Here is a 25,108-nt window from a genome sequence, read left to right on the forward strand (position 1 = left end):
TTCCCCTCAACTTTTATCATTATATCTTGTCGAAACATTTATATATTTAAAATTGAGTTCGACATAATTTTATTTACTATAATACTGTTTACAAAAACAAAAAGAAGGTGTCACCAAGTCAAATTTCGACTTATGCAACATCCCTCTTTCCAAACTATTTATAGCATATTTATTAATATTTCAGGTCTTCCCCAATTCATTTCTTCACAAACAAATCTAAGTTTTTCTTCATCCATTGTGTGTAATCCCTCTTCTAGTAAACATGAAATTGGAACTTCACAGTGAATTTGTGCTAATTGCAACGAAATATTTAAGTTCTCTAAATCACTTTCAATCTTCGTACGCTGCGCTTTTGTTAATGATTCTACATTTTCTAGTACAGCGGATACTGTTCCGTGCTCTTGAATAAGCTTATACGCTGTTTTTTCACCGATACCTTTTACACCTGGATAATTATCACTTGTATCTCCCATGAAAGCTTTTGCATGGACGATTTGCCACGGCTCTACACCTTTTTCTTCCATGATTTTCTCCGATGTGTAATATTCGTAATTTCCAATTCCTTTACGCAGAAGCATAACTGTAACGTTCTTATCAACAAGTTGAAGTAAATCCGTATCACCTGTTAAAATATAAACTTCAGCTTCATTGCAATATTGTTTTGCAAGCGTACCGATACAATCATCGGCTTCGTAGCCTTTCATACCGATAACTGGAATGGATAATTTTGCAGTCATTTCTTGCACTAAATCAAATTGAGGAATTAATTCTTCTGGTGGCGCTGCACGATTTGCTTTATAATTCGAGAACGATTCTGTTCTAAATGTCGTACTTCCCATATCCCAGCATGTAACGATATGTGTTGGTTCGATCGCTTGCGTAGCTGTTAATAAGTGTTTCATATAACCATGAATCCCGTTCGTAGGGGTTCCATCTTGTCGTTTCATAAATTGTCCGTAGACACTTGTTGCGTAAAAAGCACGAAATAATAGTGCCATACCATCAACTAATAATACTTTTTTCATAATTCCTCTCCTATTAAAAAAATAATAACCTTACGTTATCACGTAAGGTTATATAAATAGATTACCATTCTACGTTTTTGCTCAACTTTGTCTATTATACATTGTTTTTGTATATTTAGCATCATTAACACATTAAGACGTTCTACTACAACAAGTATGCAAGATACCTGAATACGTATTTTTTCCAGTAGAAACAACGATAGCTTTTGCATTTCCACTAACGATATGCGAACCTTTAAAACATACATTTTCAAGCTCAAGTGGATTATAATCTTTCATCCGTTTTAATGGAATAAATCGTTTACGTTCAAGGTGATAGCAGCTCTCAAACTTCTCTATATTCGCTTCGTTTCCCGTTAACACAGACTCATTCACTAATAAATCATCTGCATAAATAATACGTACATCAGCTGGCACAGCATCTCCAGCCGAAAGAAAAATCATATCTCCAGGTACAAGTTCTTGCACAGGTATCTCCATCATTTTCAGTTCACTATTTAGCCCTGTACTACTAGAATATTCTACTCTAGATACAGTAATCGTTTCACGTTGTAATTCATCACACACACGTTGTTTTGAAAAACCTGGAATCATGCCACCTAGCTTCATCATTACTTCCGCAAGAAGTGCTCTTTTTGAAGTTAGTTCATTTCGGCCATATACTTGAATACGTTTTTGTGCCTCTTTCATTGATAGTCCGTCTCTTGTTGTTTTAAAATATGCAAATACAGATTTTACATCTCTTGTTGCAATTTCAATTAATAAATCTTTATTTTTTTGGAGCATTGTTTGTTCTTTTATTGATTTTTTACTTAGTTTATATGACGTGTTACCCACAGTTTTGTTTGCATATAACATATTATCGTCTCCTCCTTTACAACATAGGAAGAAACGCTTTGTTTCTCAATTTATCCACTTTACTGTGAAAGTGTCTCGCGCTTTATAAACGCTACATTGTGATAAATATAGAGGGAGGAACAAATCGTTTCCTGCCTACATCATATATTTTTGATTTGAAGTATATGGGTAACGGAACCGAGTCAGAATTTGACATGCTCCTCACCTCCTCGTTTAATTTTATAGTTTATAATATGAAATTACTCATAGCTTGGTAACAAAAAAGACCCCTACCCTTAAGAGAGTAGCGGCCATTACATACACAAATAAACGATTTCTAATATAATTAGAAATCTACGGACCTCTCCCTCACCGAGTTTTAGCACTGTATAGCATAGGTACATTACCAGCTACGTTAAGAAAAACCTTAATTCGATCATTCCTGTTGACCCATTGGCGTCTCTCGACATTTTTGGGCAGTAGCATTTCTCTATACAGGAGCCTCACCTAACAGAGACTTATTTTCATTACATTGAAAATGTTACTCTTATTTAAAATAGATGTCAACCGTAGCCTACAATTTTTTCAAATGGTATGGCAAACTAACGTATATAAAGTGAAACTTTCATCAGTGGGGGTTTTGTTCATCCGCCACTGATTATTAGCCCTCACCAATCGGGCTGTCCGGCAAATAGCGGTATAAAATAAAAAACTTTACGTTTAAACGTAAAGTTTTTAATAAGTTATACAACCAGCGATTACAATCCCAATTGAAAGCGATAAAAACATAAGAAAAAGACCGACTGCTTGATTATCTTCTTCAAGACTTTTGTTTATATTAAAGCGTGGTGTAAGCCACTCAGCTAAATAAAAGACGATAATTTGAGCCAAAATCCCAACTGCTCCCCACGAAATCATATCAAGAAGTGAAATTGAATTAGCTGCTGTCGAATATAAAACGATAGCTAACCCAAGTAATCGCCCTCCAAGCACATAGCTTACCGCCTTATTCCCTTGAGCCATTAACTTAAATTCCTTAACTTTCGTTGTCACTTCCATCAAGAACAGACCAATACATAAAAGTCCAAGTGTTACTGCTAAATATAATAAAAAATTAATCATTTTTCCCCCTCCTTTTTATACCTACCGGTAAATAGTACGATTCATTTCCTGTAATCTTTTCTCCCGCGCGAATACCGATACTACTCGCTTTTCCAGCAATTAAAAAAGAACCAAACACATAGGACAGTTTCTCCATCCCCTTTTCTGTTTCCAAGGATACGACTGGCAGTTCTGTATACTTTTGAAATATCGGCAGTGCAGTTTTATACGTTTGATGTGCATTTTGAAGCATAATATTTTCATCCTTATCGCGAATCGTAATTGTATCTCCTTCTCTACCAAATGAAGGTTTTTGAACGAAAGAACCTTTTCCTAAAAATAAATCTGGTTCTAAATATGTAGGTAACATATATTCTTTAATCCACTGTTGTTCCTCGTTTGTATAAAAGACCTCTTCTTCTGCTAACCCCCAAATAAGACACTGAATCGATTTTGGCTGAAGTAAAAATGCTGACAAAGGATTTATTATAAAAAGCTTTCCGGCTTTTACAAGTTGCAGCAGTTCCACACCTACCAAATCTCCTGTTTCAGGATCTTGATCCTCAATTAAATCTTCTATCGGATATGTTTGGCGATATAAAACATCAATCTTCGCCCCATCTTTATCAACTAGAGCATCTTTTGTAATTCTAAGTTCTGACATTGGCACTACTTTATTTTCAACATGGCATAGCTGACTCAAATACGTAGTCGTATTCCAATCCTCGATATGTTCATGATGTGCTGTAAAAACAACATTTGGATTGTCTAATTCCTTTGTCGCTTCCATTACAGCTTTCGTAACACCAGAAGATAGCAATCGTTCTTGATCTGAGTTTGGATCATCATAGCCTAGATTTTCACAAACTTTTCCATTCATTTGAAAACATTCCACAATAAAAGTTGGTGTATCACTATTAAACTCAAGCATTTTAATTTTGTTATCCTCTGTTACAGCAAAATCAAATCGCGAAATTACAGATTCAGGATAAAGCCCTTTCATTCTAATGAATGATAAACTCGCGGATGGAAAGCCAAGATCTAGAAGCTGTTCGTCACTTAAATTACGCAGCAGTCTAGCAGTCTTAAAAAATATTTTCCCCATTCGTTCAGTCGCTAAGTGTAATTGGTCCAAAGTCTGATTTGTTATAGAAAAAACATGAAACAAACTATACTCACATTCATATAAATCCGACCAAAAATTCGGATATTTTAAATAAAATTCTTTTCGATCCCTTATGTATTGCGACATATTTTAGCCCCCAAATCCTCCCTTTGAACCGCTTCCAATTCCACCTTTAAATTCAGCAGACGATTGATACGATTTAAACGCCGATGAATTTTTAAAAGTGGATTTATTTTGATAGTATCGCCCACCATAGAAATAATGCCCACGATAACCTGAACTACTATCATCACACTGCCATACCCCAAGTTCATCATCCCAATCCCAATCAGAACAACTATTATCATTCGGTTTTGGGGGAAGATCTTGTGCGCAACCAAATAAAGTGCCAGTCATTAAAGACGTTACGACACCACCTACTAACCATTTCGTTTTTGTCACCTTCGCACTCCCCTTTTTAAATTCTATTCCTATTATATAGGATGGCATGATAAAGTAGAAGAAAAAGGAAGAAGAGGGATTAAATGCGCTTAGAATATCGACTTAATGATGAAACGAAAGGGTATCCTGCTTTATGGAACTACGCCAATATTTCTAATTCTGAAATTATCGCACGCATGACTTGTGAATATTTTATTAAAGAGAAAAATACTTATGTTGTTACTGCAACTTCGGTTGATCCAGACGGAACAGCAGTTATTTATATTCAAAAAGAAGTTTTCGCCAATGACCCTTCAGACCCTACATACTCCCACATCGGTTTTGAAATTAGAGAACTAAGTGAAACGAGTTCAAGCTTAGTAGATAGTCAAGATGTATGGAACTACGAAGAAATTTTACCATCTCTTCATTCAGATATTATATATATTCAGCGAGACGGCATGTCTATGGAATTCTCCTTGGATTCAAGAGAGATTGATGAAGACAGAAAGTGCTACATTTATTACGGAAACTTCACAGGTGAATCAAGATAATATTAATATATCTATGCAACAAAAAAACCTTACGTATAAAACGTAAGGTTTTTATATAGCCCCACATATGCCGTTCTCTCTAGATGTCCATAAACCTGCTCTCACAGGTGGATGCCCTCACAAATGTTTGTAACTTCCTTCTTAAAAAGATGGCATGTTAGCTACATTTAAATATTGAACTTCCATATTAAACTTATTGGTTTAAGACATGCATAAGCTACGTACACCGTAGGAATTTTATATAAGGTTAGTTGAAATAAGACCCCCGCACGTGCCGCTCCTCGTAAATGTCCAAAAACCCGCTACTCGCAGGTGGATGCCCTCACAGTTACCGTACATCTTCCTCCACAAGGAAGGCTTGATGATGGTCGCTAAATATTGAGCTTCCGTATAACTAACATCGGTTTTAGACATAAATAAGTTACGCACACCGCAGGATGTATTATTTACTTGTCGTTATATTATCACATTGTTTCCAATGTGTAAAATACAAAGTTTTTCGAGCAATCTCTTGCTTGTGACCTTATTTTAATACAAATTATTTTTGCATGCAAGTGATTAATCTTCTTCTTTTGCAATTTGATTTTCTGGATAAGAAATCCAATCACTCCAGCTACCTGCATACAATTTAACATTTTGGAATCCAGCTAATTTTAATGCAAGGATGTTTGGACACGCTGTAACACCAGAACCACAATATACAATGGTTTCCTTATCTTTCGACAGGTTTTGGAATCGTTCTTGTTGCTCAGCTTTATTCTTAAATTGTCCTGATTGCAACATTCCATCCTTCCAAAAATGGTTTACTGCTGTTGGAATATGTCCTGCTTTATGATCGACAAGTTCCTCTACACCAGCATAACGTTTCGGCTCTCTTGAATCAATTAATGTAACATCCGCACCTGCACGGATATTCTCTCTGACCGTTTCCATCGTTACAAGCATATGATCTTGTATATTAGCTTTGAATGTTTTTCGTATAGCAACAGGAATTTCCGCTGTTGTCGGTAGTCCATTCTCTTTCCAAGCCTGGAAACCACCATCTAATATATATACTTTCTCATGTCCTACATAGTTACATAACCACCATAAACGAGCAGCATTTGCACCGGCTTGACTGTCATACGCAATTACTGTCGTATGTTCATCAATACCAGCCTTCGAAAGCTTGTCTGCAAACTCCTCAATATTTGGTAAAGGATGGCGGCCACCATGTTCTGCTATAGGACTTGATAAATCTAAATTCAAATCAAAATATAACGCATGAGGAATATGTCCTTCTTCATACTTTTCTCTACCCCAATTAGGATTCGCTAAATCAAAACGACAATCGATTATACGGACATTCTCATCTTCTATATGCTCACGTAACCATTCGACTGTAACTATCATCTTTAACGACCTTCTTTCTCTTTCAAACGACTTACATACTCCATAACCATTTCTTCTGTAACATATTTACGCTGCAAGGTAACACCATTTTTTGCAAGATCATTAATCTGCTTCGTTACAACATTAATTACATCAACCGAAAATTCTTTCCCATTTGACGCAAGAGATACGGCAGCTTCAATAGCTGCTTCACGCTGTACATCTAATTGTAAACATGCTTTTACACTTTCATTTTGTTTACGAGAATGTGCTGTAATTGCTTTATGTACTTCCATCTTCTCTTCCCCCTAAATAGTTATACGTTTTTATTCAATTCCATTGCAAGGCGGATCATATCACGACATACAATTCCATTTTCAATAATCTCTTCTTCATAATGCTTCGAAAAGTAATCAAAATCAATAGAAAAAATACGAAATCCACATTTTTGATATAAAGCAAGTTGTGAAACACTAGAATTGCCTGTACCAACTTCAAGTTTTGACATACCATATCCTTTAGCAGTTTCTACAGCATGCCTTAATAGCTTCTTCCCAATCCCTTTTCCTTGCAAATGCTCTGCAACCGCAATATTCATGATTTCCATCGTCTTTGGCCTTGTTTCCAAAAGAACATATACACCGATAACGCTCCCCCCCTGCTTAGCTACGTATGTTAATCCTCTTTGTACATACGTAGCTATTTGCCGTTCACTTGGATCAGCAAGTAACAATAAAGCCTTCGGTATAGCCTCTTTTGGAATACGTTCTATTACAACAGACATAAAAAATTCCCCCTTCTCTATTGTTCTAAACCCTCCTTGTCTACCATAAATAATAGAAAGGAGGGATTCACCATGGACAACAATGAGAAAAAATGCAACGTCATCTCTATTGATGGAAAGAAGAAGAAAAGCGACACGTATTCCTATCCAAAATTAGTAGTTGAAAACAAAACATATGAATTTTCTTCATTCGTCTTATGCGGTGAAACACCAGATGGCAGACGACTCGTTCTTACTCATATGATTTCTACCGATGAATTTGCTGGATTTGTAAAATCTTTAGATACTGTACTTCAAAAGAAAATTGAACGAATCTTTTTCTCATAACGACTATATAACATAAATTTCTTTTTCAATCTCTACTAACTGCTTTTGCAATTGTTCTTTACTTTGTTCATATAGAGATACATCGATCGTTTCAGCCAATGCAAACAATATACTTTCATAATAGTTCATCACATCTTGCTGCATCACTTTTTCGAATAAATTCCACTTCATATCCCACTCTTGCTTATAATGATGAACAAATAAATGTTTTTCATCAGCTACATAGTTTGATACGAGCGGTTCTAATACAGATTTAGCGTCTTCTTGCATAAAAGCCTTGTCATTCTTTTCAAAAAAGCTTTTCTCATTTTTAAAATGTGCCAGTGCTTTTTTGAAATCTTTTATTTCAACTGAAGGGAACGGTTCTTTATGTGTAATATCTTGGTATTCATACTCCACTGTTCCATTCATAGAAATTGATTCATTTTCTACTTTACAGTTCACTACAATTTCATCCTTTGCACGCTTCATCGCTTCGTCTATCCATTTTTCAAGGCGTAATGATGTCGCACGCATTTCTTGTAATAAATCATGCTGAATAAATGCTACTAATTCCATAACACACTGTTGCAATTGTGTTTTCACATTTCCATCCGTTCGAAGTGATGCCGGATTAATAAATTCAGTAAACACATCATTATAGCGGAGGAATAGACGCTGTTGCACGTAATAAAGCAACTCTTTCACTTCATTTTGCATCGCCTGTTCTTCAGCAAGTACACTATATGAAGAAATGATATGAAGTAGTTGATCACGCTCTGCTTCATATTTTTTCGTTTGCTTCTCTTTCTCTTCATTCCCCTGCTTTGCACCCTTTATCATGTTTACTAAAAGCTGATCTGCCCCTTGCAACGCACCATATAGAGCATGCACAGAAACAAGCATTAAATCTCTCATCATAAAGGACGTAAATGATTCCTCAAACTTAGTAATCCCAGAGTTTTGTAAAATACCATACTTCTCTTTTTCAACATTCTTTCCTTGTTTCTCTTCAAGCGCACATAAACTTGAAATTGCAAATAAACGCGGATTTCTAATACCGTATTGCAGTAGCTGATCTGCGATATAACCTTTTACCATTTCAAGTTCTTCTTCAGACTCTGCTAAATCCGCAGCATTAATTAAGAAGAACATTTTATCAAGGGCAAAAGTATCCTTTACACGACCAAGCTGAATTAAAAATTCACGGTCAGCACGAGAGAATACATGGTTATAATATGTTACAAATAAAATAGCATCTGCGTTTTTAATATACTGAAATGCAACATCCGTATGGCGAGCATTGATAGAATCCGCTCCAGGTGTGTCTACAAGCGCTACTCCCTGCCTTGTTAAAGCACAATCATAATAAAGTTCCATATACTCAACGAAGCATGATTTCTCTTCATTCGCTACATAATCAGAGAACTCTTCTAATGTAACTTGTACTTGTTCTCCTAAATAAGTAGAAACTGCATCATACCCTTTTTGTACCGCTCGTAAAAAGCTAAATGTTGTTTTTTGCTTCCCAGTTGGTGAAGGATATTTCATAACTTTATCAATTTGTGCTAACGCTTCATCTAACGTAGCAATCTCATAATGAAACAGCTTATAAACAGCTTTCATATCTTCTAATAACGCTTGCTTTGATTTAAACTGAACAATTACTGTTCCATGTGGTTTTTCCTCTGTAACCGGCAAAATTTGATTAATCGTTGCCGTCGTCGGGTTTGGTGATACAGGAAGTACTTTCTCACCGAGTAAGGCATTGGCAAATGATGATTTTCCAGCACTAAATGCCCCGAATAACGCTACTGTAAATTGTTTTGTTTCTACACGTCTTCTTTTCTCTATTACCTCTTGCTGTACATGTTTCAGCGCTGGCAATGGCTCTAATATCGTTTCAGCTTTTTTCACTTTCTCTAATATCCGCTGAATATTTAAAGCCGCCGTTCCTTTCAGCTCTTCTTCATGAATCGCTACGTTATCATTTACGATTTTCTGCTCTTGTAGTGTAAATTTCTCACTAACAATTTGCTTTTCCCTTTGCAATATCTCATCTATTTGCAAACCTTCAGGCGTAGCAACATGATCGTGCCAAACATTTCGTAAATAGTCTTCATATGCCGCCAAATTGTTATTGTATTGTAATTGTGTTTCTTTCGCCGTTTGCAACATCGTATATGTTTCAATCTCTTCTTCAATACGAGCAACTGCTTCCCTCACCTTTTGCTTTAAAACGACCGCACTTTTATCAAAAATTTGCTGTGCTTTTATAAAATAACGCTTCTTTAGTTCATTCGCTACATCCGCTGTATAAAGAAGTAAGTAATCACCTGTGAAACCTGCGCCTTGTTTAATTACCTCAGCCAACATTTCTGGTCCGAAAGCAATTTCTAACCCATATATGTCTTTCCCAATTTCCTCCGTGAACAATCCTTCTTCTTTTAAGAAGGCTACAATAAATTCCTTCACATGAAAATCAAGCTGCGTTTCAACAGTCTTTTGAAGGGCAGAATAAAACGCCTCTACACGCCTTTGTTTTTCTTGCTCCGTCTTTCCTTTCGCAAATAGCAAACCGACTTTAAACTTTGTTAATTTCGTTTCTAAGTACGCATTTGCCAATTCTCTCATTTCAAATGGCATTAAATACGCGTTATCTAATATAGCTTGTAGGCCTTTTATAAATTCATTTCTCACATGAGACTCTTTACTTGCCTCACGATTTTTCGCTTCCGTTAACTCTTCCTTCTTTTCAACTACCTCTGAAATAGAAAGTGGTGATGCTAACTCTTCCTCATATTTCAAAAGAGCTTTTTCATTTTCAGAAACAATAAACGAGAAATGTTCCCCCATTAAATATTCTGTTTCTCGCTCCATTCCAGTCCTTACATACTGCTCTTTTTCTTTCATAATAGAAGTAATTAACGTTTCTAAGCTTCCAATTTCATTATGTGGATGGTTCATCATTCGTAATGACGTATAATATACTCCATCTACTTCAATATCCCAGTTAGAGAACGATTGCTTTACACTATCTTTATAATTCTCAAACGACAATTCATTTTCTTTATGTTTATCTATTTGATTGACAACGAGATAAACCGTTTTATTACGTTGTTTCAATTCTTTAACAAATTGCAAATTCACTTCCGATTGGACGTGATTATAATCCATCATATAAAAAATTACGTCTGCTAGATGTAGCGTTGATTCTGTCGCTAATTGATGGGCATCATCTGTTGAGTCAATCCCTGGTGTATCTACTAACATAACACCTTCAGGAATTGGCGCATCATTCCGATAAATGTGAACACCAATTACCTCATCACCATCTTTACAAATTTGTTTTAATTCTTCAGCTGAATATGCACCGTCATACTCGTACTGTTCTCCAGATTTAACCGTTACAACAACACGATCCATTCCTTTTTCAATTTTGACAACGTTAGCGCTTGTCGGAATTGGACTTGTTGGTAACAACTGCGCTTTATATAGATGATTCATCATCGTTGATTTCCCTGCAGAGAAGTGACCACAGAACGCTATCATAAGCTGTTCTTGTTTATATTTTTGAATCACCTCAAACAACTTTAAACTATTCTCTGCATCGCCGTGTTTTTGCCACTCTTCATAAAAACAAACAAGTTTTTTCATACCGTTTGTCTGTACTATGTTTGTCATCCCCTTGTTCCCCTTTATCCAAGATGTATATACTTTTCCCCGCTATTTGCGAGCTCATAACCAGTGAGAGTTACACCTACCCATTGATTACAGTTTCACTTTACTATCATACTAAATTTTCAGCATATTCTCATTAAAAATAAAAAATCCCTTTCATTCTTTTTACAAATGAAAGGGATTTTATGTCATATCACTCATTTTGCTGTTCCTACTCCATTTAAAACATACTTCGCAATAACTGCATATACAGCGACTGTACCTGCTACTAATGCATATACCATACTTACACACCAACCTTTTTGATAATGATTATCAATTTTAAATATATTTTATCATTAAAGAGAATCATTATCAACACTTTTCATAAAGAAAGCTCCTTATAAGAAGGAGCTTTACTGCCTGTTTTGAAAAAGGTTAAAACTTGTTGTGCACTCTTATTATATCTCATCCTACATAACTTAACAGTTTAAAAAAATGGAAATATCCCCTATCCCCTCCATCTTACATTTTGTATAATAAAAGGGAATTACTTAACAAGGAGGAAAAAAATGACACAAAATATTTCACAAGGCGAGAGGATCCACTCCATCGATATTATTAGGGGAATAGCTGTACTAGGTATTTTTCTTGTGAACTGGCCTGTTATCGCCGGGATTGACTCACGTGATATTTCAGGAGTTTATGAAGGGCTAGATAGCTATATCCGTCTATTTTACGATATGTTTATTCAAACAAAGTTTTATACTATCTTTTCGTTTTTATTTGGCCTAGGCTTTTACATTTTTATGACTCGTGCTGAAGCAAAAACAGATCATCCGAAAATTTTATTTGTTCGCCGCTTACTTATTTTATTATTATTTGGTTTCTTACATTACGTTTTTTTATGGGACGGAGACATTTTACATACTTATGCGATTGCTGGATTTTTCTTATTTTTATTTTATAAGAGAGAACCTCGTACTATTTTAATATGGGCTATCGTTTTATTGAGTATTTTTCAATTCATTATGCTAATGGCTGGTATTACAGTTGCATTGGTACCAAAGGAAGAGCTAGGTTTTTCCTTACCTATCATGCCATTAGAAGATTGGCTGTCACAAATACAAAATCGTTTCCATGCATTTTACGCTGATGGAATTGGATTAAATTTACTTATGCTTCCAGAAACAGTTGGGCTGTTTTTACTTGGTTTATACGTCGGGAAAAAGGATATTTTCCGCCGCGCGAAAGAGTTAGATTCAAAGCTTAAAAAATGGCAAATTATTATGTTCCTTTTTACATTACCAATGTGGTTCTTCATGGTCCGTTACTTCTTATCAAAACCATTTTATGAACCAATTTATATGCAGGTCTTTACAATGTTTAGCGGAAAAACGTTATTCATATTCTACATTTTCACACTAATGCGTTTATTACAAAAAGAAAAATGGCAAACGTTATTACGTCCGTTCCAACACGTTGGACGAATGGCATTAACAAATTACATCTCGCATACAATTGTTACATTACTTGTATTTGGTCTATTCCTTAAAAATTATTATCCTGCTCCATTATGGGTTGGACCAATATTCTGCATTAGTTTCTACACATTACAAATCTTTATTAGCCGCTGGTGGCTTTCACATTACCAATATGGGCCACTTGAGTACATTTGGCGTCTTGGTACGTACGGGAAAATGATGCCACTTAAAAAGAAAAGCAAGGTCTCATAACGAGACCTTGCTTTTTCACGCTTCTCTTACTGCACTTTGCATAGATACTGGCTCTTCTTCTACTTTCACTTTGCGCTGCGGCACCATATTAAATACGATATTTAAAAGTACTGCTGACGCACTTCCAAGTACAATTCCGTTATCTGTTAAAATACGAATGCTTTCTGGAAGTTGTGAAAATAATGTAGGAACGACTGTTACGCCAAGCCCAATTCCGACAGAACATGCAACGATTAATAAATTTTCTTGTTTACCAAAATCAACGCTACTTAACATTTTAATACCATATGCCATTACCATACCGAACATTGCTAACATCGCACCGCCCAGTACTGATTTCGGAATGATTGTTGTAATAGCTGCGATTTTTGGAATGAATCCAAGAACGATTAACATACCACCACAAGTATAAATAATAACGCGATTTCTTACTCCAGTTAATTGAACAAGCCCTACGTTTTGAGAGTATGTTGTATATGGGAACGCGTTGAAAATACCACCTAACACCATCGCTAATCCTTCTGCTCGATAGCCTTTTGTTAATTCTTTTTCACCAATCTTTTTATTGCAAATATCAGATAATGCAAAGTATACACCTGTTGCTTCTACAATCCCTACGCAAGCAACTAAAATCATCGTAATAATTGGCGTCAATTCAAATGTTGGTGTACCGAAGTAAAATGGCTGAATACCATGGAACCAATCTGCTTCTCCAACTGCTTGCAAGCTTACTTTCCCCATAAATGCTGCAACGATTGTACCGAACAATAAACCTAGCAAAATAGAGATTGAACGAATAAATCCGTCGAAGAAACGATACATAATGATGATAAATAGTAACACACCAAATGCTAATGCTAAATTTTCAAGACTACCGAAATCTTTACTTCCTACTCCTCCAGCCATATCATTAATTGCCGCTGGAACAAGTGTAACTCCAATTACAGTAACGACAGATCCTGTGACAACAGGGGGAAACAGTTTTACAAGCTTTCCAAATAATTTTGCAAAAATAACAACGAATAACCCGGCAGCAATAATTGCTCCATAAATAGAAGACACGCCGTATTGTTTCCCGATTGCAATCATCGGTCCAACCGCTGTAAATGTACAACCAAGCACAACTGGAAGTCCAATACCGAAAAAGCGATTTGATAATGCTTGTAAAATTGTCGCAACGCCGCACATTAATAAATCAATTGAGACTAAGTATGTTAACTCTTTTTGATTTAAACCAAGTCCACCACCCACAATCAGCGGTACGATAATTGCACCAGCATACATAGCAAGCATATGCTGCATACCGAGCGATGCGATTTTAAATGGATGTTGCTTCATCGTTTATTTCACCTCCGCAGTTTCTTGCTGTACAAATGTAACTGTGCCGTTATCAAGTGATGCAATTTCTGCTAGTGATTCAACACGAACGCCTTGTTCACGAAGCTTCTTTCCTCCATCTTGAAATGCTTTTTCAATAACAATTCCAATTCCTGCAATACTCGCTCCGGCTTGCTCTACTAAACTCATTAAACCTAAAGCAGCCTGACCGTTTGCTAAAAAGTCATCGATGATTAATACACGATCATTTTCATCGATATGATTTCGAGATAATGAAATTTCATTTGTTTCTTGTTTTGTAAATGAATATACGTTTGCAACGTACATATTATCTTGTAACGTTAACGATTTACGTTTTCGTGCAAAAATTACTTTTACACCAAGCTCTAATGCAGCCATAACCGATGGTGCAATGCCTGAAGATTCAATCGTCACGATTTTTGTAATGTTCTCTTCTTTAAAACGTTTAGCAAATTCTTTTCCGATTTCTTGCATAAGTACTGGATCAATTTGATGATTTAAAAAAGCATCTACCTTTAATACGTCACCAGATAAAACCTTTCCTTCGTTCAAAATCTTTTCTTGTAATACTTTCATGTTTGTTCCCCCTCTTATGCAATAAAAAAACTCCAAAAGCCGCCACCACTCGTTACAAGTGAGAGACGCGCTTTTGGAGTTTCGCAAAAAAAGAATGCTAAACAAGCAATTATATTCGTCCTCACTCATAGTCAAAGTATTTACGGTACTTCGGTAGAAACTTGCAGGCCATATCCCCGCGATTATATGAGTGTAGCTAACTATTTATTTTATAGAAGGATTATAACGTACTTTTTATGCTTTGAAAAGCATTTATCAAAAAAACACGTACAAATTTTTAAAAACCACTATCTTTGTTCGAGTTTTGCAAACTCTTTCATTCCCAATTACAACTTCGTTAAAATGATTGGCCCATCTTTTGTAATCGCAATTGTATGCTCATATTGAGCTGATAATTTCCCGTCCATCGTTCGTACAGTCCACCCATTTAAATCTACTTTAGAATATCGCATACCTATATTTACAATCGGTTCAATTGTAATTACCATTCCTTCTTGTAACTGAGGTCCTTGTCCTTGTTTCCCAAAATGAAAAATTGCTGGTTCTTCATGAATCTCTTTACCAATCCCATGTCCCGTAAAGTCTCTTGCGACAGAAAAACCTTCATTTGTTACATAACTTTCAATTGCATAGCCAATGTCTCCTACATGATTACCAATTACCGCCTGATCAATCCCTTTATACAAAGCATTCTCAGCTACTAACAACAACTTTTCTGCTTCATCAGAAACTTTTCCAACTCTATACGTCCAAGCAGAATCTGAAAGCCCCCCATTTAAGTTTACTACCGTGTCAATTGTTACAATATTACCCTCAGTTAAAGGAACATCGGCCGGAAACACATGACACATTTCATCGTTTACAGATGCACATATCGCATATGGATACCCGTTGTAACCTTTCTGTTCAGATGTGGCACCATGCTTTTTTAAATACATTTCAACAAACGTATCAATCTCTTGTGTCGTTATACCTGGCTTTATCATTTTCGCAATTTCTTTATGACATGAAGCAAGTAATTTTCCAGATTCATGCATCAAATCTATTTCATTTTTCGTTTTAATTGTAATCATACTACCTCTACCTTTCCTTGCTAAACCTACTATTTGCTACTAAACTTCTATCATACACACCCTCTACCAAAATTTCAAAAGCCTCAATTACAACAAGTAAACAATATGTATCATATATTTCTAAATCAAAATAAAAAAACAGAAGATCCTCTGTTTTTTAATCACGTTTACATATATAGTTCATTTTCAAGAACTCAAAACAACCACCATTTGTTTTCTGTATAAACGTTCCAACCGCTTCAAATCCCGCCCTTTTATACACTTTTATCGCTCTCTCATTAAATGTCGCTACTGATAGTGTTATATATTTGCATCCGTATTTTTCTTTGCTAAAAGCTAGTCCAGCATTCACGAACTGTAAACCAAATCCATTACCAGTTATATTAGGTCTCATTCCAAGTCCTATATCAACCGTTCCATTATTTATTTTACAAACCGTAAAGAACCCAATGAGAGTACCATTTTCTTTCACAGAAAACACATGATTCCCTCTACTCTCACCCTCTAAAAACTCAGCTAAATCTTCTTCATCTGCCTCTATATCGTAAAAGGAATATTCCCCTTTATAATGCCAGTTATACGCGATTTCCTCCGCTTCTTCTTGCTTCATTACTGTATATGTATACCCCATTCTCTCATCCCCTTTAATAAAAAGAGCTGCAATTAAGCAGCTCTTTTTTTACAACTCATAAATCTCTTTATATTTCGTTTCTAAATAATCTGCTAAGTAATTTGCATTTAGCCCTTCGCCTGTTACATCTTCTAAAATTTCAAGTGGCTTTTTCGTTTTACCATATTGGTGAATATGTTCTGTTAACCATTCACGAATTGGTGTTACGTTTCCTTCTTCTAACAATGCATCAAAGTTCGGAATGTCTTTTAACATTCTTTGCTTAAATTGCGCTGCATACATGTAACCAAGCGCATAAGATGGGAAGTATCCAAATGAGCCACCAGCCCAGTGAACATCTTGCAATACACCTTGCGCATCATTTTCCGGACGAATTCCTAAATATGCTTCCATCTTATCATTCCAAGCTGCTGGTAAGTCCTTCACTTGTAATGTACCATCAAATAATTCTTTCTCTAATTCATAACGCACCATAACATGAAGCGGGTATGTAAGCTCATCTGCTTCTATACGAATGAATGACGGCTTTGATTCGTTAATTGCATCATAAAATTCATCGACTGACATATCATCAAATTGACCATTGCTATACTCTTTTAATAAATCATAATTTTTCTTCCAGAATGATTTATTACGGCCGATAAAGTTCTCAAAGAATAACGATTGTGACTCATGAATACCCATAGATGTTCCACTACATAACGGTGTACCTTCAAATTTCTCTGCAATATTTTGTTCATATACAGCATGACCACATTCATGAATTGTTCCAAACACAGCCATGCGGAAATCCTTTTCGTCATAGCGTGTCGTAATACGAACATCCCCTCTATTTATTGTAATCTCGAATGGATGTACTGTTTCATCAAGACGACCTGCTTCAAAGTCATAATTCAATTGCTTTAATAGTTCTAATGTAAAGTTCTTTTGTTTTTCTTTTGAAAATTTTTCCGATAAAGCACTTGTTTTTAATCCTTTTTTAGACTCAGAGATTTCTTTTACAAGCGGCACGATGCGCTCACGAAGTTGACCAAATACGTGATCTAAAACTTCTACTGTAATACCTGGCTCATACATGTCTAATAATGTATTGTATTTATATGTTTCGTAACCCCAATATGTAATAAATTTCTTTTTAAATTCAACAATTTTTTCTAAGTACGGGCGGAACATTTCGAAATCAGATTTTTCGCGAGCTTCTTCCCACACACTCTCTGCTTTCGCTTCTAATTTCACATACGCTTCGTATTCCGCTTGTGGAATTTTCTTATTTCTATCATATTCTTTACGACACTCTTCAACCATTTTCTTCGTCGTTTCAGAAAGTTTATCTTCACGTATTAAAGCTTCAAGCTCTGTTAAATAGTTCCCCATCTCATCTGAAGTCGACATGGCAAATACTTCTGATGAAAGCATGCCAATTACTTCTGAACGCTGGTCTACACCTTTTTTAGGCGCCCCTGTTCTCAAGTCCCAAAACATTAAGCTTAATGCTTCTCCGTAATTTTGTATCTTCTTCACGTATGTTAAAAATTGTTTTTCTACTTCATATGTAGCTACTGTCATTGTATAAAAACCTCCTTTTTCTACCTCAAACTTAATTCGACATGAAAATCTAATTTCCTTTTATAATAGAAAAAAAGCTTGGCAAGCGCCAAGCTTTCTCCTTATAATTCTTTACCTTCTACTGGTAGTACGTTTTTCACCGCTTCTATCACTTTCTCATCTTCTGTATCAGATAAGAAGATTGATATAGCACCTTTATCGTCGCTCGTACGAATTAAACGGCCAATCCCTTGACGAAGACGTAAAATCATATACGGTACATCTACATCCCAGAATGGATCATTTACGTGCTTACGTTTCGCTTCAAACACAGGATCGTTTGGAGGGAATGGTAATGACCAAATGATAACATGTGATAATGATGAACCAGGAATATCTAAACCTTCCCATAAATGAACGGCACAAAGTACAGTCTCTTCTTCATTTTGGAAACGAGAAACGAGCTGACTAATTTCTTGATCCCCTTCATATAAGAACGGAACTGACATTTGTTCTTTACTTACATATTCTTTAAACGCTGCAAGTTCTTGCGTTGTACGGAATAATACAAGTGTACGTCCGTTTGTTTTCTGTATATTTTCAAGTGTATATTGACACTTTCTTTCCCACTCATTTTCTTTCGTATGCGATAGTAAGTTTACTGCCATTTGCTCTTCATAATCAAATGGTGAGGCAACTGAGAATGATAAGTAATCTTTTACCCCTAGGCTATTTGCTGTAAATGCGAATGAATCGTTATTAGATAATGTAGCAGATGAGAAGATATACGGGATTTTCTTCGAGAATACTTTCTCTTGTAATACTTCTTCAACTGCACGTGGCATAATTACTAACGTGAAGGCTCCATCACCTTCTTCACCCCATGTAATTACATTTTTCTCATGCATGAATAGACGAAGTGAATGTTCTAATACATCTAAATGTTCATCAACGATATTTAAATCATACGTATTTACTGTATGCATTTCACTTTCAAATACTAACGCATCACCGACTTCACCAATTTTCGCATAAAGTCGTTTTGCTTCAGCTGTTACTTTTTCTGTCACAGTAATTTCTAAACGATCAGAACCGGCAATTTCTTTTTTGTTTTCTTGTAACACATCAAAGAATCGCTCTGTTTGCCAAATTGTTTCTTCTACTAAATGTGCAAACTCTTCACGAATATCGTTTTGTAATAATCTCGTTAAAAGTTGTTCCATCATCGTTTGCTTTAAACGATATGTTAAAGCTTTTTGAGCTGCATATTCTACAAGATGTCCTTCATCGAATACAACACAACTACTTTCTGGTAATAATGGAATTTGTCCTTCACGCTTTCGAGCATCGTACGTCCAAATATGATCCATATAAAAATCTTGAGAACAAATAATTAAATCTGCTGCTTTACGATAATGTTCACGTGAAAGAGTTTGACCGCAACGATGACGAGAATCACAAGTGAAGCAATCTTGGAAGTAATCCCAATTTACTTTTGACCATTCTTCGTCATTTAATAGTGGAAATTCTTTTCGGTCACCATAGTGAGTAAAGTTTTGCATCGTACCATGATCAAATACGAATTGTGGTAATTCATAATATACGTCTTCAATTACTTCTGGAGCTCGTCCACTCATAACATCTTCAAGCTTACGTAAACATAAATAATTATCCATTGATTTCGCAAGTCTTACATCTACAGATAAGCCTAACGCTTCAGATAATTTCGCAATGTCTCCTTCTTCTTTCACAAGCTGCTCAATTAACGTTTCATCTGCACAAGCAATTATAGCTGGTTTTCCAGTATAACGCGCGTAGCAAATTGCATATAGAAGATATACAATAGTTTTCCCTGTTCCTACACCCGCTTCTGCGAACATAACTTTCTTTTCTTGGAAAGCACGCTCTAATTGAAACGCCATAAAAATTTGTTCATCACGCTCTTCAAAACCTTTTTCCGGAAGGATGTCGTAAAACACATCTCCAATCCACTCATTCAACTTATCATAAAAATTGTCTTGTTTTCCTACTTCAAATGGTAATCTCTTCTCAGTAAACATCCTTAGCCTCCAACCAAAAAGTTTTTCTATAAAAAGATATAGTAACCGCTACTCATATGTGTGCAGCTACTTTCCCCTGTTGCCATACATATAAATACACGAAAAAAAATTTTCCTTTCGAAAAAGGAAAATTTTCTTCTATATTAATGACTTTAAATACCTTTTATCAATCGCTGTTTCATGTGAAAGAGCTGACAAATATTCTTCTTGTGCTTTTTGTATTTCATCTACAATCGCATCTTGACTATCCACTTCTTTTCCGAGCTCATCATACGTACGGTGAATAGCTTTTTGAATCATTGATAATTGGAAATTATCCATATCACTTCCTCCTTTACGCATTACATAATAGCCAGTATATGCGCGCTGGAGGAGTTTTATACTATGAATTACGCGGTGGACGTTTTCCGAAGTACTGATAGTAATCTGTACGGATAAATCCGTTAAACAGTTTACGTTTCTTCGATGCATCTTTTCCATAGCACTTCTCAAATGCTTCGTAACTTGTTAATACATACGCTGACCATGTATCTAATGGGCGGAATACTTGTCCCATTTCTTTGTACAATTGTTCAACAAGTGCTTTTTCACTTAAACGTTCTCCGTATGGAGGATTCGTTACAACATAGCCATAATCCTCTTTTGTTGTGAAATCTTTTACTTGCATTTGTTTAAATGTAATTAAATCGCCTAAGCCTACTTCTTCTGCATTATCTTGAGCAACTCGAATCATACGATGATCAATATCTGATCCAATGATTTGTAATCGTTGATCATAGTTCGCTAAATCTTCAGCTTCTTGACGAGCTTCACGCCAGTTTTGTTTACCTACCCAGCCCCACTCGTCAGATGCGAAACCACGGTTAAATCCTGGTGCGATGTTTTGTCCAATTAATGCTGCTTCAATCGGAATTGTACCTGATCCACAGAATGGATCAACAAATGGACGATCTGGCTTCCAGTTTGTTAATTTAATTAAAGACGCAGCTAATGTTTCTTTTAACGGAGCTTCCCCTTGATCCATACGGTATCCACGTTTATGAAGTCCAACACCGCTCGCATCAATTGTTAATGTTGCAATATCCTTGAGCATTGCAATCTCAATACGGAATAATGGACCATCTTCTTCAAACCAAGTTGTACGTTTATATGTTGTTTTTAATTTTTCAACGACAGCTTTTTTAACGATACGTTGGCAATCCGAAACACTGAATAATTCAGATTTTAAAGATTTACCAATAACAGGGAATTCACCGTTCTCTGGAATATAATCTCCCCAGTTTAATGCTTTCGTTTTTTCAAATAGCTCATCAAATGTTGTTGCTTTAAATTCGCCAACTTTAATTTTTACACGGTCCGCAGTACGTAACCATAAATTCGTACGACAAATCGCCTTTTCATCTGCTTCAAATGTTACTTTGCTGTTTTCTACTTGACATTCATAACCAAGATCGCGAACTTCTCGGGCAACTAACGCTTCAATACCCATTGCCGCTGTTGCAATTAAAGTAACTTTTCCCATTTGCATTCACCTCTTATGTATATTCAAACAATAATTAATAGCAATTGGTCCTATTAATCATTACATTTTACGAAAAATTTTCTCATTAACCATTTTAACTCATACTTTATAACTTCATACAAATAAAAAGCCCTCCTCTAACAAAGGAGAGCTGAGTTATTTCATAGTTGGTTCATAACGTTCTGTAAGCCATGTTCTGTTCCTTTGTACTACAAACGGCCCACGCCTCGTACTCCGGTGGCAATCATCTATCTACAGGTTATAAAACCTGTCCTTTCCCGTCGTTCATTTCCTTGGAAAAGATTCCCCTACCATTATTTGGGTTTCTCGCTCGTGGGGTTTACCTCGTTCCACTCCTATCATTTCTTCAAGGACTTCGTCACTGTGGCACTTTAAAGGTAGTCAAACCATATCCGAAAGGACTTAGGTTTTTTCCCTGCCGTTAAACCAGCCTTACAGCCAGAATACCCTAGCTTATGAATTGGCTAGGCACGAACACTACAGCCATCTCAGGCCGTGCGAGCATGGACTTTCCTCTACAACGTTGGCGTTGCAGCGATTACCCAAACGTTATGACATCCATTAGTATAGTGGAAACAAAAAGATTTTGCAACGTTTTTTTCTATGTAAAATGCTTAAACCTTTTCCCACCTTACATCATTCGTATAACTTACTTCCAAATACAGCTTTTTCTAAGTTAGATAAGCGTTTTAAAATATCCGTATTCGTGTTGTTATAAACTGGTTGTGCAACTGGTGTTTGTACAGGTTGTTGTGGAACTTGCGTTACTGCTAGTTTTTGTTCCTCTAATTCACGCTTTAAACGAGCATTTTGTTGCTTTAATTGCTCAAACTCTTTGTGGAAAGCTTCATAGTCTTTAATGATCATATCAAGAAACTTGTCTACTTCTTCTTGCTGATAACCTCTCATACCTGTTTTAAATTCTTTTTCTAAAATATCTTTCGCTGTTAATTTAATTTTATCCGAAATCATTTTCTTCACCTCAAATTTTTACCAAAACTTTCATTAACTAAATTTTTTCAGAAACAATGCTTTTTGTCAATCATATATACGAGTACTATATTACATATTTACTCTGCATTATTCCACTGTTCCTCTTCTATTATATCTTGTAAATCAGAAAAAAGAATGAAATAACTGTGATAATTTTCTATTTCTCCTTTTTTCTTTGCTGCTTCTACAATATATTTGGGACTTCCTGGTTTTTCTTCATCATATACCGCTAAAAGCGCATCACTTTTTTCAATAAAAAAGTGATTTTTTAATTTAAATTGCTCTGGACTTTCATACTTCCGTTTCGTGATACTATCAACATGGTCTGCTTGAGAAAGGATAAATTCGTAATATTCACGATTATCTTCTTTCCAATTTTCTTCTTGTTCTAAAAACGGAGTGAATACCGCTAATTTTAAATCTGGATATTCTACTTGAATTTCAAAAACAACTTCAGCAGCCCATAATTCTACACCTAATTGGCCACTTATTATAACCCACTCTAAACCATCTTCTACAAAATTGGTTAATTTACGGTGTAACGCTTTCTTTATACACTCCACCCCTGGATGATCATTTTTAAATATTCCAAGTTCAAATGGCTTATATCCTGTTACTGCAATAACTTTCATATCAACACTCCAATTACAAAAAAAGAACTAGCATTTCGCTAGTTCTAACATATCATTTACTTTTTAAACATTCCACCAACGTTTGGTCCGATATTTGGACCGAATGGTGATACGTTTGGTCCAATATTCGGTCCGAATGGTGATACGTTTGGTCCAAACGGAGATACATTTGGTCCTGGACCAAATGGTGATACGTGATGTCCATGATGTCCATGATGTCCATGACCACACGGTCCACATCCGCCACCGAATCCTGGGTCGATTGGGTCCACAACATTTACATTTGAATTTGTTTGTGGGAAGAAGTTTTGGTTTTTAATTTGTTGATGATGTACATGTGTTGTATGTGTTGGGAAAATGTGTGGCACCACCGTTGTTGAAAAAGAGTGTGTTACGCATTGTTTCGTCGGATGAATGACAGGAGCAGTCGTACAAATAGGTCCTGTAGGCTTATGCCCTCCAAAGCAAGGATGACAATGATGCATAGTTTTTTCTCTCCTCTCTCGTTAAAAAAATCTGATTACACTTTACAGTATGAGAAAAGAGAGAAAGCCGTTTGTTATATATACCCATTTATTACAAGGAAATTTGTCTAGTCCTTTATTTCATTTACATTGTTTTTATAGACAATCCTTCAACATCACTTACCAAAAAAGCCTCCAACTTGCTTTACAATACCTGTCACTTGATTCATCGCATTCATCATTTGTCCAGCTGTATTCATCATTTTATTTACATCATAGTTACCATCTGATGTTTTAAATTGAGAAACAAAACTAGAAAACTGGCTTGGCTGTTGTTGCTTTTGCTTACCCTGCGTCGGGTACGGTTGTTTTGGTGGATAAAACATCGCTTGTTGATTAGCATACGGCGATGGTGGTGGCATATAATATTGCGAATTCATATAAGGCTGCTGCTGTTGTGGTTGTTGAACTTGACTCACATAAGGTTGCTGCTGTTGTGGTTGTTGAGCTTGATTCACATAAGGTTGCTGCTGTTGTGGTTGTTGAGCTTGATTCACATAAGGTTGCTGCTGTTGTGGTTGTTGAGCTTGATTCATAAAGGACACTTCAAACGGTTGATAATAATTTTGATTTCCATAATAAGGCTCGAAAGGATACATATTATACCGTAAATATGTATCCGTATTATATTGGTACATATTTTGCTGTGCATATGGATTCGTTTGCTGATATACGTTAGGTTGTTGAAACACGCATTCTCTCCTCCTTCACATAAGTTTCTACATATATAATATGTACCTATAAAATAATATGTGTGATGGAATATATGTCTATTTTTGTCGGAAGTTTAAATTTTTAAAAAATTAAAAAGAAAACCCTTCCATGCTATGATAATTAAGAAGAAGATTCTCATGGGGGAGGAATCAACATGGTATTAGGGGATTTAAAACAAGCGTTTTCTCAAAAAAAGGGGTATTGCACAGAGAATGCAAATGAATTATTAGACTTTGCGAGACATTGGTATCTCGAAGGAAAAATATGCATATCAGATTATCGAACATTAATAAAAGAATTAGAAATAAACGGCGCAACAAAACCTACAACAATGACAGAAGCATAAAAATAACAAGAGGGCTCTCCCTCTTGTTATTTACATTGCTCAACTATATTTTGCAAAGTATACGAAATGGCTTGGTGTGTTTCAAAGAATCGTTTACCTTTACCTTTATTTACAAAGCATTGCAACACATTCGTTTGTAAATTATCGTATACTTGATCAATTTGCTGTACATGTATATACTTTGGCTTTTCT

At 35.7% G+C, this 25,108-nt stretch carries 26 protein-coding genes, 3 other RNA genes and 2 riboswitches; of the genes, 4 read left to right on the forward strand and 25 right to left on the reverse strand.

Annotation, left to right across the window (positions count from 1 at the left end):
* Window positions 1–158: 158 nt before the first annotated feature.
* The 5 genes from ACQGS6_RS08950 to ACQGS6_RS08970 form a co-directional block, all read right to left on the reverse strand.
* Window positions 159–1,025: a 5'-3' exonuclease gene (locus ACQGS6_RS08950; protein ID WP_426965044.1), complete on the reverse strand. Its 867-nt coding sequence runs from the start codon at window positions 1,023–1,025 to the stop codon at window positions 159–161.
* A 132-nt stretch (window positions 1,026–1,157) separates the two neighbouring features.
* Complete coding sequence (locus ACQGS6_RS08955; RefSeq protein ID WP_000964951.1) at window positions 1,158–1,883, reverse strand: cation-transporting P-type ATPase; 726 nt, start codon at window positions 1,881–1,883, stop codon at window positions 1,158–1,160.
* A gap of 335 nt (window positions 1,884–2,218) precedes the next feature.
* Window positions 2,219–2,384, reverse strand: a riboswitch (M-box (ykoK) riboswitch).
* Between the two features lie 213 nt (window positions 2,385–2,597).
* On the reverse strand, window positions 2,598–2,984 hold the full coding sequence (locus ACQGS6_RS08960; RefSeq protein ID WP_000606857.1) for a DUF350 domain-containing protein: 387 nt from the start codon (window positions 2,982–2,984) through the stop codon (window positions 2,598–2,600).
* Window positions 2,977–4,215: a glutathionylspermidine synthase family protein gene (locus ACQGS6_RS08965; RefSeq protein WP_098481049.1), complete on the reverse strand. Its 1,239-nt coding sequence runs from the start codon at window positions 4,213–4,215 to the stop codon at window positions 2,977–2,979. Before ACQGS6_RS08965 ends, ACQGS6_RS08960 begins: the two co-directional genes overlap by 8 nt.
* A gap of 3 nt (window positions 4,216–4,218) precedes the next feature.
* A complete protein-coding gene (locus ACQGS6_RS08970; RefSeq protein WP_000169030.1) occupies window positions 4,219–4,530 on the reverse strand; it encodes a hypothetical protein in 312 nt (103 codons plus the stop codon).
* An 83-nt stretch (window positions 4,531–4,613) separates the two neighbouring features.
* On the opposite strand from ACQGS6_RS08970, the gene ACQGS6_RS08975 reads away from it, so the two are divergent.
* Window positions 4,614–5,063 carry a hypothetical protein gene (locus tag ACQGS6_RS08975; RefSeq protein ID WP_001235522.1) on the forward strand — a complete coding sequence of 150 codons (450 nt, stop codon included), beginning with the start codon at window positions 4,614–4,616 and terminating at the stop codon, window positions 5,061–5,063.
* Window positions 5,064–5,117: 54 nt separating this feature from the next.
* Here the strand turns inward: ACQGS6_RS08975 and ssrS (ACQGS6_RS08980) are convergent.
* The 5 genes from ssrS (ACQGS6_RS08980) to ACQGS6_RS09000 all read right to left on the reverse strand — a co-directional run bounded on the left by ssrS (ACQGS6_RS08980) (window position 5,118) and on the right by ACQGS6_RS09000 (window position 7,218).
* A non-coding RNA gene (gene ssrS / locus ACQGS6_RS08980) (6S RNA) lies at window positions 5,118–5,301 on the reverse strand.
* A 21-nt stretch (window positions 5,302–5,322) separates the two neighbouring features.
* Window positions 5,323–5,505: non-coding RNA, 6S RNA (gene ssrS / locus ACQGS6_RS08985), on the reverse strand.
* A gap of 116 nt (window positions 5,506–5,621) precedes the next feature.
* Entirely contained in the window at window positions 5,622–6,455 is an 834-nt protein-coding gene (locus tag ACQGS6_RS08990) for a sulfurtransferase (protein ID WP_000637564.1), read from the reverse strand.
* 2 nt (window positions 6,456–6,457) lie between these two features.
* The gene (locus ACQGS6_RS08995) at window positions 6,458–6,730 is read right to left on the reverse strand and encodes a YpbS family protein (RefSeq protein ID WP_426965045.1); all 273 of its coding nucleotides are present in this window, start codon (window positions 6,728–6,730) and stop codon (window positions 6,458–6,460) included.
* A 20-nt stretch (window positions 6,731–6,750) separates the two neighbouring features.
* Window positions 6,751–7,218, reverse strand: a complete 468-nt coding sequence (locus tag ACQGS6_RS09000; protein ID WP_000117686.1) for a GNAT family N-acetyltransferase — start codon at window positions 7,216–7,218, stop codon at window positions 6,751–6,753.
* Window positions 7,219–7,290: 72 nt separating this feature from the next.
* On the opposite strand from ACQGS6_RS09000, the gene ACQGS6_RS09005 reads away from it, so the two are divergent.
* Window positions 7,291–7,545 (forward strand): DUF3931 domain-containing protein, encoded by a 255-nt coding sequence (locus tag ACQGS6_RS09005; RefSeq protein WP_000369740.1) that lies wholly within the window; start codon window positions 7,291–7,293, stop codon window positions 7,543–7,545.
* Between the two features lie 3 nt (window positions 7,546–7,548).
* Here the strand turns inward: ACQGS6_RS09005 and ACQGS6_RS09010 are convergent, their stop codons facing one another.
* On the reverse strand, window positions 7,549–11,208 hold the full coding sequence (locus ACQGS6_RS09010; protein ID WP_426965046.1) for a dynamin family protein: 3,660 nt from the start codon (window positions 11,206–11,208) through the stop codon (window positions 7,549–7,551).
* Window positions 11,209–11,756: 548 nt separating this feature from the next.
* Here ACQGS6_RS09010 and ACQGS6_RS09015 point away from each other — a divergent pair.
* Window positions 11,757–12,920: a DUF418 domain-containing protein gene (locus ACQGS6_RS09015; protein WP_426965047.1), complete on the forward strand. Its 1,164-nt coding sequence runs from the start codon at window positions 11,757–11,759 to the stop codon at window positions 12,918–12,920.
* Between the two features lie 15 nt (window positions 12,921–12,935).
* Here ACQGS6_RS09015 and pbuX read toward each other — a convergent pair whose 3' ends face one another.
* The 13 genes from pbuX to ACQGS6_RS09080 form a co-directional block, all read right to left on the reverse strand.
* A complete protein-coding gene (pbuX, locus tag ACQGS6_RS09020) occupies window positions 12,936–14,258 on the reverse strand; it encodes a xanthine permease PbuX (protein WP_000809223.1) in 1,323 nt (440 codons plus the stop codon).
* A 3-nt stretch (window positions 14,259–14,261) separates the two neighbouring features.
* Window positions 14,262–14,855, reverse strand: coding sequence for a xanthine phosphoribosyltransferase (locus ACQGS6_RS09025; RefSeq protein ID WP_000866496.1), 594 nt, complete (start codon window positions 14,853–14,855; stop codon window positions 14,262–14,264).
* 108 nt (window positions 14,856–14,963) lie between these two features.
* A riboswitch (purine riboswitch) is annotated at window positions 14,964–15,065 on the reverse strand.
* A 116-nt stretch (window positions 15,066–15,181) separates the two neighbouring features.
* A complete protein-coding gene (locus ACQGS6_RS09030; RefSeq protein ID WP_000628417.1) occupies window positions 15,182–15,928 on the reverse strand; it encodes a type I methionyl aminopeptidase in 747 nt (248 codons plus the stop codon).
* A gap of 157 nt (window positions 15,929–16,085) precedes the next feature.
* Window positions 16,086–16,559 (reverse strand): GNAT family N-acetyltransferase, encoded by a 474-nt coding sequence (locus ACQGS6_RS09035; RefSeq protein WP_000542516.1) that lies wholly within the window; start codon window positions 16,557–16,559, stop codon window positions 16,086–16,088.
* Window positions 16,560–16,607: 48 nt separating this feature from the next.
* Window positions 16,608–18,125: a carboxypeptidase gene (ypwA, locus tag ACQGS6_RS09040; RefSeq protein WP_426965049.1), complete on the reverse strand. Its 1,518-nt coding sequence runs from the start codon at window positions 18,123–18,125 to the stop codon at window positions 16,608–16,610.
* Between the two features lie 101 nt (window positions 18,126–18,226).
* Window positions 18,227–20,164: an ATP-dependent DNA helicase gene (locus ACQGS6_RS09045; RefSeq protein ID WP_000493698.1), complete on the reverse strand. Its 1,938-nt coding sequence runs from the start codon at window positions 20,162–20,164 to the stop codon at window positions 18,227–18,229.
* Window positions 20,165–20,302: 138 nt separating this feature from the next.
* On the reverse strand, window positions 20,303–20,485 hold the full coding sequence (locus ACQGS6_RS09050) for a DUF3921 family protein (RefSeq protein ID WP_000368569.1): 183 nt from the start codon (window positions 20,483–20,485) through the stop codon (window positions 20,303–20,305).
* Between the two features lie 61 nt (window positions 20,486–20,546).
* On the reverse strand, window positions 20,547–21,686 hold the full coding sequence (locus tag ACQGS6_RS09055; protein WP_000521224.1) for a THUMP domain-containing class I SAM-dependent RNA methyltransferase: 1,140 nt from the start codon (window positions 21,684–21,686) through the stop codon (window positions 20,547–20,549).
* 180 nt (window positions 21,687–21,866) lie between these two features.
* Window positions 21,867–22,257: RNase P RNA component class B (gene rnpB / locus ACQGS6_RS09060), an RNA gene on the reverse strand.
* A gap of 86 nt (window positions 22,258–22,343) precedes the next feature.
* Window positions 22,344–22,679 (reverse strand): cell division regulator GpsB, encoded by a 336-nt coding sequence (gpsB, locus tag ACQGS6_RS09065; protein WP_000622431.1) that lies wholly within the window; start codon window positions 22,677–22,679, stop codon window positions 22,344–22,346.
* A 98-nt stretch (window positions 22,680–22,777) separates the two neighbouring features.
* On the reverse strand, window positions 22,778–23,332 hold the full coding sequence (locus ACQGS6_RS09070) for a DUF1273 domain-containing protein (protein WP_000862911.1): 555 nt from the start codon (window positions 23,330–23,332) through the stop codon (window positions 22,778–22,780).
* Between the two features lie 56 nt (window positions 23,333–23,388).
* On the reverse strand, window positions 23,389–23,817 hold the full coding sequence (locus ACQGS6_RS09075) for a CotD family spore coat protein (protein WP_000546268.1): 429 nt from the start codon (window positions 23,815–23,817) through the stop codon (window positions 23,389–23,391).
* 155 nt (window positions 23,818–23,972) lie between these two features.
* Complete coding sequence (locus ACQGS6_RS09080) at window positions 23,973–24,548, reverse strand: YppG family protein (protein WP_025967080.1); 576 nt, start codon at window positions 24,546–24,548, stop codon at window positions 23,973–23,975.
* 176 nt (window positions 24,549–24,724) lie between these two features.
* Between ACQGS6_RS09080 and ACQGS6_RS09085 the strand changes: the two genes are divergently transcribed.
* A complete protein-coding gene (locus ACQGS6_RS09085) occupies window positions 24,725–24,916 on the forward strand; it encodes a YppF family protein (RefSeq protein ID WP_000242652.1) in 192 nt (63 codons plus the stop codon).
* 26 nt (window positions 24,917–24,942) lie between these two features.
* Here ACQGS6_RS09085 and ACQGS6_RS09090 read toward each other — a convergent pair.
* Window positions 24,943–25,108, reverse strand: a 166-nt coding sequence (locus tag ACQGS6_RS09090) for a DUF1798 family protein (RefSeq protein WP_426965050.1), incomplete at its 5' end; no start/stop codon positions are given.

The sequence above is a fragment of the Bacillus sp. GMs2/2 genome, assembly GCF_050172095.1.
Lineage (GTDB): Bacteria > Bacillota > Bacilli > Bacillales > Bacillaceae_G > Bacillus_A > Bacillus_A cereus.